This window comes from Shimia sp., from assembly GCF_041624275.1.
Classification (GTDB): domain Bacteria; phylum Pseudomonadota; class Alphaproteobacteria; order Rhodobacterales; family Rhodobacteraceae; genus Shimia.
Map to the genome: position 1 here is coordinate 1 of NZ_JBFJVE010000090.1, position 11,679 is coordinate 11,679.

General features: G+C 65.5%; 9 protein-coding genes. 7 read left to right on the forward strand and 2 right to left on the reverse strand.

Annotation, left to right across the window (positions count from 1 at the left end; translation table 11 throughout):
- Positions 1-33 precede the first annotated feature (33 nt).
- Positions 34-615, reverse strand: coding sequence for a cupin domain-containing protein (locus ABZD10_RS08725; protein WP_372885851.1), 582 nt, complete (start codon positions 613-615; stop codon positions 34-36).
- A 134-nt stretch (positions 616-749) separates the two neighbouring features.
- Here ABZD10_RS08725 and gabT point away from each other — a divergent pair, with 134 nt between their 5' ends.
- The 4 genes from gabT (at position 750) to ABZD10_RS08745 (ending at position 6,118) form a co-directional block, all read left to right on the forward strand.
- Complete coding sequence (gene gabT / locus ABZD10_RS08730) at positions 750-2,048, forward strand: 4-aminobutyrate--2-oxoglutarate transaminase (RefSeq protein WP_372885852.1); 1,299 nt, start codon at positions 750-752, stop codon at positions 2,046-2,048.
- 129 nt (positions 2,049-2,177) lie between these two features.
- Positions 2,178-3,608 (forward strand): aldehyde dehydrogenase family protein, encoded by a 1,431-nt coding sequence (locus ABZD10_RS08735; RefSeq protein ID WP_372885854.1) that lies wholly within the window; start codon positions 2,178-2,180, stop codon positions 3,606-3,608.
- Between the two features lie 4 nt (positions 3,609-3,612).
- Entirely contained in the window at positions 3,613-4,488 is an 876-nt protein-coding gene (locus ABZD10_RS08740) for a 3-hydroxybutyryl-CoA dehydrogenase (RefSeq protein WP_372885856.1), read from the forward strand.
- Positions 4,489-4,666: 178 nt separating this feature from the next.
- Positions 4,667-6,118 (forward strand): Glu/Leu/Phe/Val dehydrogenase, encoded by a 1,452-nt coding sequence (locus ABZD10_RS08745; protein WP_372885857.1) that lies wholly within the window; start codon positions 4,667-4,669, stop codon positions 6,116-6,118.
- Positions 6,119-6,167: 49 nt separating this feature from the next.
- Here the strand turns inward: ABZD10_RS08745 and ABZD10_RS08750 are convergent, their stop codons facing one another.
- The gene (locus tag ABZD10_RS08750) at positions 6,168-7,130 is read right to left on the reverse strand and encodes a helix-turn-helix domain-containing protein (RefSeq protein WP_372885859.1); all 963 of its coding nucleotides are present in this window, start codon (positions 7,128-7,130) and stop codon (positions 6,168-6,170) included.
- A gap of 271 nt (positions 7,131-7,401) precedes the next feature.
- On the opposite strand from ABZD10_RS08750, the gene ABZD10_RS08755 reads away from it, so the two are divergent.
- From ABZD10_RS08755 to ABZD10_RS08765, 3 genes are all read left to right on the forward strand, one after another.
- Positions 7,402-9,153, forward strand: coding sequence for a hydantoinase B/oxoprolinase family protein (locus ABZD10_RS08755; protein ID WP_372885861.1), 1,752 nt, complete (start codon positions 7,402-7,404; stop codon positions 9,151-9,153).
- Positions 9,154-9,178: 25 nt separating this feature from the next.
- The gene (locus ABZD10_RS08760) at positions 9,179-11,305 is read left to right on the forward strand and encodes a hydantoinase/oxoprolinase family protein (RefSeq protein ID WP_372885862.1); all 2,127 of its coding nucleotides are present in this window, start codon (positions 9,179-9,181) and stop codon (positions 11,303-11,305) included.
- Between the two features lie 3 nt (positions 11,306-11,308).
- On the forward strand, positions 11,309-11,679 hold a 371-nt coding region (locus ABZD10_RS08765; RefSeq protein ID WP_372885864.1), incomplete at its 3' end, for an ATP-binding cassette domain-containing protein.

An 11,679-nucleotide genomic window follows, 5' to 3' on the forward strand; every position in this document is an offset into this window, starting at 1 on the left:
AGCGGTTTCATGTGAATCCTTGCTTTGACAGGGTTAGAGATAGGGCGGGCTGCAGGCCGAGATCACCTCGGCGGCGCGGTCCGAGACATTGCGGAACCGGTGCGGCTCGCGGCTGTTGAAGAGATAGGAATCGCCGGCCTTCAGCACCGAGGTGACGCTGCCGACGGTCACCTCGATTTCCCCGGCGATGACGATGCCGCCTTCGCTGGATTCATGTTCGATCATCGCATCGCCGGTATCGGCGCCGGCCTCATAGCGTTCCTGAAGAATCTGAAGCCCGTGCATCTTGGCATCGCCGACCTGGCGGATGGTGATTTTCTGCTGCGCCGCCGCGTTGCCCTGATAAAGCAGCGAGGTCAGGTCGCGCAGCTCGTCGGGCTTGAAGAAGACCTGCGAGGTCGTGACGGCGTCGGGCTCAAAAAATTCCGACATCGAAATGCCGAATCCGCCTAGAATTTTGCGCAATGAGGCGACCGAGGGGCTGCTGCGGTTGGTTTCGATCATCGAAATCTGGCCGTGCGGCACGCCGGCGCTTTCGGCCAACTGCCTTTGAGACAGGCCGAATTGCTGCCGGATCTCCTTGAGGCGGGCGCCCACGTCGAATTCATCTGTCATTGCAGGGTTCTCCATGTCGTTTCGCCCTCAGCTTAGTCGAATCAAAAGATGCTGCGCAACTTTTTGGTAGCATTGCGCAGAATATTGCGCAATAAAGTGCGTAGATTCGGAACATCAAATCAGGAGACTCGCCCGTGACTGCCACTCAGGATCTCAAGCTGCGCCGTGACGCAGCCGTTGCGACGGGGGTTGCGACCCGTGGAATCTATGCCGTGCGCGCCGAGAATGCCGAGCTGTGGGATGCAGATGGAAAGCGTTTCATCGATTTCGCGGCCGGCATCGCGGTCAACAACACCGGGCATCGGCACCCCAAGGTGATGCAGGCGGTGGCCGCCCAGAGCGAAGCTTTCACCCATACCTGTTTCCATGTTGCCCCCTACGAGGGGTACATCGCGCTGGCCGAGCGTCTGAACGCCGCGACTCCGGGCGATTTTGCCAAGAAAACCATGCTGGTGACCACCGGTGCCGAAGCGGTCGAGAACGCCGTCAAGATGGCCCGTGCCTTTACCGGCCGCTCGGGCGTGATCGCCTTTTCCGGCGGTTTCCACGGCCGCACCCTGATGGGGATGGCGCTTTGCGGCAAGGTCAATCCCTACAAGAAAAGCTTTGGCGCCATGCCGCCCGAAGTGCATCACGCGCCTTTCCCGAACGCCTTCCACGGGGTCAGTGTCGCCGATTCCCTCGGCGTGCTCGAGAACATGCTGCGCTCGACCATCGACCCCGAGCGGGTCGCGGCGATCATCGTCGAGCCGGTCCAGGGCGAGGGCGGTTTCGTCGTCGCGCCGGCCGAGTTCCTGCGCGAACTGCGCAAGATTTGCGACACCTACGGCATCCTGCTGATCGCGGATGAGGTGCAGGCGGGCATCGCGCGCACCGGCAAGATGTATGCCTTTGAACATGCCGGCGTGGCGGCCGATCTCGTCACCATGGCCAAGGGGCTGGCCGGCGGTTTCCCGCTGTCGGCGGTGACCGGGCGCGCCGAGGTGGTCGATGCGGCGCCGGTCGGCGGCATCGGCGGCACCTATGCCGGCAACCCCTTGGCGGTGGCGGCGGCCCATGCGGTGCTCGACGTGATCGCGGAAGAGGATCTCTGCGCCCGCGCCACCGAGATCGGCGCCATGATCACCGAGCGGCTGGTCGCCCTGGCCGAACGGCCCGGAATGCAGGCCATCGGCGAGGTGCGCGGCCTTGGGGCGATGGTCGCCTTCGAACTGGTCACCGACCGGGTCACCAATGCGCCCGACACCGGCCTGACCCAGGCCATCGTCGCCGAGGCCGAGGCGCGCGGGCTGATCATCCTGCCCTGCGGCACCCGGGCCAATGCCATCCGCCTGCTGCCGCCGCTGACCACGCCGAAAGAGCAGGTCGCCGAGGCGCTCGACATCATCGAGGCGGCGCTCGAAGCCGCGATCGCCACGGCGGCGGCCGCCTGACCTTCCCGGCAGAGGTCGAGAACAAAGGCAGCCATTGACAGTCCTTCCAAGGGTTGCCTTGGGGAAAGCAGCATCACTCCCCCTTTTGCTTTCCCCACCCTGAATGTCCTTTTCAGCAACGAGAAATCCATGAAACAGAACCTGATTGCCGGCAGCTGGCTGGCGGGCGACGGCGCCTCGGAAAACCGCAACCCGGCCGACATCTGCGACCTTGTCGGTGTCTTTGCCCAGGCCTCGGTCGATCAGGTGGATCAGGCCGCCCGCGCCGCCCGCGCCGCCCTTGCCGGCTGGGCCGGGGCCTCGCCGCAGGTGCGCGCCGACCTTCTTGAGGCGGTGGCGCAGCGGGTTCTCGCGCGCAAGGACGAGATCGGCCGCATTCTGGCCCGCGAAGAGGGCAAGACCCTTGCCGAAGCGGTCGGGGAAACCGTGCGCGCGGCGCAGATCTTCCGCTTTTTCGCCGGCGAGGCGGTGCGGGTGGCGGGCGATGCCATCGCCTCGGTGCGCCCGGATGTCGACGTTGACGTGACCCGTGGCCCGGTCGGCGTGGTCGGGCTGATCACGCCGTGGAACTTCCCGATCGCCATCCCGGCGTGGAAGATCGCGCCGGCGCTCGCCTATGGCAACACGATCCTGTTCAAACCGGCGGAACTGACCCCGGCCAGCGCCCATATCCTGGTTGAGATCATCCACGAGGCCGGCTGCCCGGCCGGGGTGATGAACCTGGTCATGGGTCGTGGCAGCATCGTCGGCGACGCGATCCTGTCGCACCCCGAGGTCGACGCCGTGTCCTTCACCGGTTCGGTTCCGGTGGGCCGCGCCATGGCGGTGCAGGCGGCACAGGGCATGAAGAAGTTGCAGGCCGAGATGGGCGGCAAGAACCCGATGGTGGTGATGAACGATGCCGATCTCGACATCGCGGTGTCGGCGGTGCTGAACGGCGCCTTCTTCTCGACCGGACAGCGCTGTACCGCCTCGTCGCGGATCATCGTCGAAGCCGGGATCCACGACGCATTCGTCGACCGGCTGACCACCGAGGCGCTGGCGCTCAATGTCGGCAACCCGCTGGACCCGGCGACCCAGATCGGGCCGGTGGCCTCGCAGAACCAGCTTGAAGGCAACCTGAACTATGTCGAGATCGCGCGCGGCGAAGGTGCCGAGGTGATCGGCGGCGAGCGCCTGCAGCTCGACACCGAGGGCTATTTCCAGGCGCCGGCGCTGTTTCTTGATGCCCGCAACGACATGCGCTCGAGCCGCGAAGAGATCTTCGGCCCCTGTGCCTCGGTGATCAAGGTCGGCGATTTCGACGAGGCGCTGAGCGTTGCCAACGACACCGAGTTCGGCCTCAGCGCCGGGATCTGCACCTCGAGCCTGAAACAGGCGCGGGCCTTCCGCGCCGGGTCGCAGGCCGGCATGGTGATGGTCAACCTGCCGACCGCCGGGGTCGATTACCACGTGCCCTTCGGCGGCACCAAGGGGTCGTCCTACGGGTCGCGTGAGCAGGGTCGCTATGCGGCCGAGTTCTTCACCACGGTCAAGACCGCCTATAGTTTCGCAGGATAGCGCCATGACCATTCAGACGGTCGGGATCATCGGCGCCGGGCAGATGGGCAACGGCATTGCCCATGTCTTCGCCGCCAGCGGCCATGACGTTCTGCTGAACGATATCTCGGAGGAGGCGCTGCGCGCCGCCGTGGCGCGGATCGAGAAGAACACCGCCCGCCAGGTGGCCAAGGGGCAGCTGGACGAGGCCGCCCGCGCGGCGGCGCTGTCGCGGATTCGCGCCACCACCGAGCTTGGCGAGCTGGGCGGCCAGGATCTGGTGATCGAGGCCGCCACCGAGCGCGAGACGGTGAAGGACCGGATCTTCTCGGGGCTGGCGCCGTCGCTGGCGCCGCATACGATCCTGACCTCGAACACCTCGTCGATCTCGATCACCCGGCTGGCCAGCCGCACCGACCGGCCGGAGAAGTTCATGGGGTTCCATTTCATGAACCCGGTGCCGCTGATGCAGCTGGTCGAGCTGATCCGCGGCATCGCCACCTCGGACGAGACCTACCGGACGCTGGCGGCGGTGGTGGCCAAGCTCGGCAAGACCGCCGCCTCGGCCGAGGATTACCCGGCCTTCATCGTCAACCGGATCCTGATCCCGATGATCAACGAGGCCTGCTACACGCTTTACGAAGGCGTCGGCAACGTGGCCTCGATCGACAATGCGATGAAACTGGGCGCCAACCACCCGATGGGGCCGCTGGAGCTGGGTGATTTCATCGGGCTCGACACCTGTCTGGCGATCATGAACGTGCTGCATGACGGGCTGGCCGACACCAAGTACCGGCCCTGCCCGCTGCTGGTGAAATACGTCGAGGCCGGCTGGCTGGGGCGCAAGTCCGGCCGTGGCTTTTATGACTACCGGGGCGAGACCCCGGTGCCGACGCGGTGAGACGCGCCGCCCGGCAGGAGGGGCTTGCCGCCCCTCTTGAGCCTGCGGCTCAATTCACCCCGCGGATATTTCCGGCAAGAGAAAGCGGCGGCGCGGTCGTGACGCAAGGCCGGTGTGAAATGATGAAGGCCCGCCATCGAGGCGGGTCGGTTCCCCCTTTTTTCAAGGAGTTGCCCCAATGCTGCACAATCCCGTGATCGAAGCGCCGTCGCAGGAGCTGAGTTTTCGCCAGTCGGTCGATCTGATGTTCAACCGCGCGGTGGCGCTGATGGATATCTCGCCGGGGCTGGAAGAGAAGATCCGCGTCTGCAACGCCACCTATATCGTGCGTTTCGGGGTCCGGCTGCGCGGCGAGATGCATACGTTCACCGGCTATCGCTCGGTGCATTCGGAGCATATGGAGCCGGCCAAGGGCGGCATCCGTTTCGCGCCGGGCGTGCATCAGGACGAGGTCGAGGCGCTGGCGGCGCTGATGACCTATAAATGCGCCCTGGTCGAGGCGCCCTTCGGCGGCTCCAAGGGCGGGCTTTGCATTGATCCGCGAGCCTGGGAAGAGCATGAGCTGGAGCTGATCACCCGGCGTTTCGCCTATGAGCTGGCCAAGCGCGACCTGATCCATCCCAGCCAGAACGTGCCGGCCCCCGACATGGGTACCGGCGAGCGCGAAATGGCCTGGATCGCCGACCAGTACAACCGCATGAACACCACCGACATCAACGCCCAGGCCTGTGTCACCGGCAAGCCGGTCAATGCCGGGGGCATCGAGGGCCGGGTCGAGGCCACCGGGCGCGGCGTGCAATATGCGCTGCGCGAGTTCTTCCGCCATCCCGAGGACCTGGCCCGCGCCGGGCTTTGCGGGGCGCTGGAGGGCAAGCGGATCATCGTTCAGGGTCTCGGCAACGTCGGCTATCACGCCGCCAAGTTCCTCAGCGAGGAAGACGGGGCGCTGATCTGCGGTATCGTCGAGCATGACGGCGCCCTGTGGAGCGACACCGGGCTGGACGTCGAGGCGGTGCATCGCTGGATCGCCACCCATGGCGGGGTCGCGGGCTATGGCGATGCGGCTTTCACCGCCGACGGCCTGCCGCTGCTCGAGGCGCCCTGCGACATCCTGATCCCGGCCGCCGTCGAGGCGGTGATCCACCGTGGCAACGCGGCGCGAATCAAGGCGCCGCTGATCATCGAGGCGGCCAACGGGCCGGTCACGGCGGCCGCCGATGACATCCTGCGCGAGCGGGGCACGGTGATCATTCCCGACCTCTATGCCAATGCCGGCGGTGTCACCGTGTCCTATTTCGAATGGGTCAAGAACCTCAGCCATATCAAGTTCGGGCGCATGCAGCGCCGTCAGGAAGAGGCGCGCCACCAGCTGATCGTCGACGAACTGGAGAGCCTGTCCGAGGTGATGGGCAAGAAATGGTCGCCCAGCCCCGATTTCAAGCGGAAATACCTGCGCGGCGCGGATGAGCTGGAGCTGGTGCGCTCGGGGCTCGACGACACGATGCGCGCCGCCTATCAGGCGATGCGCCAGCGCTGGCACGACGATCCGAGGGTCGCTGATCTGCGCACGGCGGCCTTCTGCTGTGCCATCGAGCGTATCGCGGCCAGCTACCGGAGCAAGGGGCTCTGAGGGGCGTCTGCGGCCGGCCGTCGCCTCTTGCGCAGGGGGCGGCCGGACCTCAGCCGTCTTTCGGGCCGCCGGCGGCCTTGAAGTCGGATGGCGTCATCCCGAAGCGCGCCTTGAACAGGCGCGAGAATTGCGCCTGGTCGGAAAAGCCGAAGCGATAGGAGACCTCGGCAATGGCCAGCCCCGGCGCCGCGGCCAGCCGGTCGCGGGCGGCGGTCAGGCGCTGGTCGCGGATCTGCTGGCTGACGGTGCCGTTCACGTCCTTGAAGAGATCGTGCAGGTAGCGTTTCGAAATGCCGCAATGCTCGGCCACGAGATCGGGCGAGAGGTCGGGATTCTTGAGGTTGGCGCGGATGAATTTCTCGACCCGGGCGATATGCGCCATGCGCACGGTCGACAGCGAACTGGTGCTGCTGTCCGAGGTTTCGTCAAGCAGCAGCCCCAGCAGTTCCAGCAGCTGGCGGCCGACGGTCTCGGCCGCTGCCGGTCCCAGTTTCGCGGCCTGGGCCTGCGCCTGGTCGACCATGGCCGAGAACAGGCCGGCGGTGCCGGAGGTGGCGTCGAAGACCCGGGCGCAGAAGCGGTCGGGCTGGCGCACCCTTTCGGCCAGCGCCTGGTAGCCGACCTTGAGCACGATCAGGTCGTTGGGGTTTTCATACATGAAGCGATAGGGTTCGTCGCCGCGCTCGATGATGAAACCGCCCGGGTCGCAGCGCACGTCCCGGCCCAGCTGGCGAAACTCGACAGACGAGCTGCGCGGCAGCGTGATCAGGTATTCCCGCGCCCGCGCCTCGCGGATATGCGCCGGGCGGCGTTCGTAGTTGACCGGATCCGAAGTCAGCCGCGACAGGCCGACGTGACCGAGCGAGACGCGGCTCAGCTCGCCGTTGAAATGGATCGGGTCGCGAAATTGCAGGTCCAGCGGAAAATAGGACTCGGCCACCACCGCGTTCCAGCGGCTGGAACGGTGCTGCGGCTCGGTCGCGGCCGTCGAGAAGTGCAACCCGGCGGTCATGTCTGTGTCCTCCCAGCCTAGACCATAGCCGGAAGGGGGTAAAAAACAAAAGAAAAGAAGGCCATTGCGCGGATCGGCAAACGGTTCTGCGCCCAGTGTCAAATCCTTCTGCACGGGGCTGCAAATCTTCCTGCGCCCAGCGTCAAGACCGCCGGCGCATCGCCCGCCATGCTGAAACCCGAGATCGACGTGCAGGAGGACCACGCCGGACCGGGAGGGCACATGCTTCCCCAGGGCAATCCTTCTGCACCCATGCAGAGGACCTGAACTTATGGCAGACACACAAGTTGACCCGATCACGCTTTCCGTGGTGCGCGGCGTATTGGAAACCACCCAGCGCGAGATGACCCTGGCCCTGGAAAAGACCGCGCGCAGCTCGGTTTTCAACCTGGCACATGACTATTCCACGGCGCTGTTCAACCACACGCCCGAGATGATCCTGCAAGGACAGGATATTCCGATCCACCTCGGATCGCTCATCCCGGCGATGAAATCGGTGGCCGGCTTCTTCGAGGGTGACATCCACGAGGGCGACCTGATCCTGCACAACGACCCCGCCTATGGCGGCAGCCACATCATCGACACCTGCATGTATTACCCGGTGTTCTACGAGGGCGAGCTGGTGTTCTGGACGGTCTGCAAGGGCCACCTGACCGACATCGGCGGGCCGGTGCCGGCGGGCTACAACCCCGAGGCCAAGGAGATCTATGCCGAGGGCCTGCGCATCCCGCCGATCAAGCTGTGGGACAAGGGCGTGCCGCGCGACGACATCATGAACATGCTGCTGGTCAACATGCGTGCCCGGCGCGATCAGGAGGGCGACTTCAACGCCCTGATCGGCGCCTGCCAGGTGGGCGCGCGCAACCTTGTCGCGTTGATGGACAAATACGGCAAGGACGTGGTGCAGGCCTGTATCGCCGAGCTGCTGAACATGGCCAATGCCCATATGCGGGGGCTGATCTCGAAAGTGCCCGACGGCACCTATTCAGGCACGGCCGTGCTCGAGGATGCCGGCCATGGTTTCGGTGATTTCGACATCACCGCCACGGTGACGATCACCGGCGACAGCTGCCATATCGAGATCGAGAGCCCGCCGCAGATCCCCTATTTCATCAACTCCTACGAGGGCAATTCCTATTCCGGCGTCTACCTCGGGCTGATGATGTTCGCGCAGTTGCCGCCGCCTTATAACGAAGGGCTCTATCGCAATGTGACGGTGGACATGGGCAAGAAGGGCTCCTTGTGCAACGCCCAGTCGCCGGCGCCGCACATGAACTGCACCACCACCCCGATGGAGACCCTGACCGACGCGGTGCGGCTGGCCTTTGAACAGGCCGCCCCGGACAAGGTCTCGGCCAGCTGGGGCCATGCCAACGGCTGCAACATTGCCGGCTGGGACAGCCGCCACGACGAGGAATACGTCACCATGGTGCTGGCCTCGATCATCTCGGGGGCAGGGGCCACGGCCAGCCAGGACGGCTGGCACGCCTGCGGGCCGGAATGCTGTTTCGGCGCGCTCACCTCGGGCGATATCGAGATGCTCGAGCACAGCTATCCGATCATCATCCACGAATACGGGCTGATGGAGGACTCGGGCGGCGCCGGCAAGTTCCGCGGCGGCTCGGGCACCCGCTGGGCGGTGGAACCGCTGGATCAGGACATGACGCTGGTCACTTTCGGCGAGGGCCGCCGCATCCCGGCCATGGGGGCAGCCGGCGCCAAGTCGGACATGGTGCACAAGAAGGTCGGCCGCCTCGAGATCACCCGCAACGGCGAAACCCAGATCATCACCGACAACGTGATCGAAACCATCAAGCCCGGCGAGATCGCGGCCAACCTCAACCCCGGCGGCGGCGGCTTCGGCAACCCCTTTGAGCGCGACCCGCTGAAAGTGGTCGAAGACGTGCGCAACGGGCTGGTCAGCATCGAGGGCGCGCGGCGCGACTACGGCGTGATCATCGCCGACCCCGACACGCTCGCCATCGACCAGCCGGCCACCGACCAAGCGCGCTCTGTCGCCTGATCCCCTGATTTGAAAGGACAATAACATGCGTACTCAATATCGTCTGGGCATCGACGCCGGCGGCACCTTCACCGATTTCATCCTTGCCGACAAAGAGGGCAGCACCCAGATCTTCAAGGTGCTTTCCACCCCGACCGAGCCGACCAAGGCCATCCGCAACGGTCTGGCCCTGATCACCGAGGAAACCGGGCTCAGCGCCGAAGAGATCGTTTCCAACTCGGATCTCTGCATCAACGGCACCACCGTGGGGCTGAATGCGCTCATCACCCATACCGGGGCCAAGACCGGGCTGATCGCCACCAAGGGGCACGAGGACAGTATCGAGATCCGCCTCGGCCACAAGGAAGACGGCTATCGCTATGATCCCGACTATCCGCCGGCGACCATGCTGGTGCCGCGCCATCTGCGCAAGGGCGTCAGTGAACGGGTGATCTCGGACGGGTCGGTCAAGACGCCGATCAACGAAGAGGACGTGCGCGAGGCCTGCCGCTATTTCATCGCCCAGGGCGTGGAATCGGTCGCGATCAGCTTCGTCTGGTCGGTGCTGCACACCGAGCACGAGATGCGCGCCGCCGAGATCGTGCGCGAGATGATGCCAGACGTGCGCCTGACCATCGGCTCGCAGCTCTATCCGCAGGTGCGCGAATACACCCGCACCTCGACGGCCATCGTCAACGCCTATCTGGCGCCGATCCTGCAACGTTACGTCGAGGCCATCGACGCCTATTTCCGCGAGCTGGGCAGCCAGCATCCGGTGCGCTATTTCCAGTCCAACGGTGGTCTGGCGCTGGGCAAGGTGGTCAGCGACCAGTCGGTCTATGCCATCAACTCGGGGCCGGCCTCGGCGCCGCAGGCGGCGCTGGATGTGGCCGAGCCCTGGGGTGACAAGAACATCATCACCTGTGACATGGGCGGCACCTCTTTCGACATCACCCTGACCAAGGATGGCCAGGCCAATGTCAACAAGAACATCGACTTCCTGCGCTATCGCATCGGCATCCCGATGATCCAGGTCGAGACCCTGGGCGCCGGCGGCGGCTCGATCGGCTGGATCGACTCGATGGGGCTGATGCAGATGGGGCCGCAATCGGCGGGCTCGGAACCCGGTCCGGCCTGCTACGGGCAGGGCGGCACCAACCCGACCACCACCGATGCCAACCTGGTGCTGGGCTATCTCAATGCCGACGGTCTGGTCGGCGGGCGCCTGCCGCTTGATGTCGACAAGGCGCGCAGCGCGATCAAGACCAAGCTTGCCGACCCCTTGGGCATTTCGGTCGAAAAGGCCGCCTATGGCATGTTCACCATCGTCAACAACAACATGGTCAACGCCATCCGCCGGGTCTCGGTGGAACGCGGCTATGATCCGCGCGATTTCGTGCTGATGGGGGCCGGCGGTGCCACCGGGGCGCATATCACGGCGCTGGCGCGCGAGATGGGCATTTCCAAGGTGCTGATCTCCAAGCTTGCCTCGGGGCTCTGCGCCTATGGGCAGATCATCTCGGACGTGAAGTACAACTACATGGCTCCGGCGCCGATCCGGCTCGAAGGGGCCGAGGCGGCGGCGCGGCTGGACGAGCTGTTCAACAGTCTGGAGCTGCGCGGCCACCGGGATCTGTCCGGTGACGGGTTTGCCGACGACAAGATCTCGATCCGCCGCTCGCTCGACATGCGTTACGTCGGTCAGGTGCATGAATGCACGGTCGAGATCGACCCCTTCGAAGTCACCGAGGCGACGCTGGCCGACATCAAGGCCGCCTTCCATGCCCGCCACAAGGAGCTTTACACCTATGACGAGCCGCACAACGCGGTCGAGGTGGTCAATGTCGAAAGCACCATTGCCGGCCATGTCGACAAGCCCAAGCGGATGACCATTGCCGCCGGCTCGGGGGCCGAGGCCACCCAGAAGGGCATCCGCCCGATGGTCTTCAGCGCCGATGGCCTTGCCCGCGAGACCCCGGTCTATGACGGCTCGGCCATGGGGGCGGGCGACACGCTGCAAGGGCCGGCGGTGATCGAGGAAGTGACCACCACCATCGTCGTCGAGCCCGGCTGGACCGTCAGCCTGCACGATACCGGCGTCTATGTTCTGACCGCCGATGCGGCCTCGGAGCAGCATCAGGTCGACCAGCTCAAAGAACTGGCCGAGGTCTGAGCCATGACGCGGCAGGATCAAACGTTTTCCTCCCTGGCGGCCTCCGGGGTGACGGTGGCCTTCGGCGGGTTCAAGGCCCTGACCGATGTCACGCTGTCGATCACCCCGGGTGCCGTGCATGGGCTGATCGGGCCGAACGGGGCCGGCAAGACCACCCTGGTCAACACCCTCACGGGGTTCCAGGCCCCGACCAGCGGCGCGGTGACTCTGGGGGAGCGTGACATCGGATCGCTGCCGCCGCACGAGCTGCGCCGGACCGGCATCGCCCGCACCTTTCAGGCCGGGCGACTGTTCACCGGGCTCGACGTGCTCGACAATCTCGCGGTGACCGGGGTCGGCCTCGGTCACCGGCGCGCGGCGGCCGAGGCCGAGGC

Excerpts from the sequence above, each read along its gene's own strand:
- ABZD10_RS08760 (WP_372885862.1), top strand. The coding sequence starts at position 9,179 with ATGCGTACTCAATATCGTCTGGGCATCGACGCCGGCGGCACCTTCACC.
- ABZD10_RS08745 (WP_372885857.1), top strand. The coding sequence starts at position 4,667 with ATGCTGCACAATCCCGTGATCGAAGCGCCGTCGCAGGAGCTGAGTTTT.
- ABZD10_RS08740 (WP_372885856.1), top strand. The coding sequence starts at position 3,613 with ATGACCATTCAGACGGTCGGGATCATCGGCGCCGGGCAGATGGGCAAC.
- ABZD10_RS08750 (WP_372885859.1), bottom strand. The coding sequence starts at position 7,130 with ATGACCGCCGGGTTGCACTTCTCGACGGCCGCGACCGAGCCGCAGCAC.
- ABZD10_RS08755 (WP_372885861.1), top strand. The coding sequence starts at position 7,402 with ATGGCAGACACACAAGTTGACCCGATCACGCTTTCCGTGGTGCGCGGC.
- ABZD10_RS08725 (WP_372885851.1), bottom strand. The coding sequence starts at position 615 with ATGACAGATGAATTCGACGTGGGCGCCCGCCTCAAGGAGATCCGGCAG.
- ABZD10_RS08735 (WP_372885854.1), top strand. The coding sequence starts at position 2,178 with ATGAAACAGAACCTGATTGCCGGCAGCTGGCTGGCGGGCGACGGCGCC.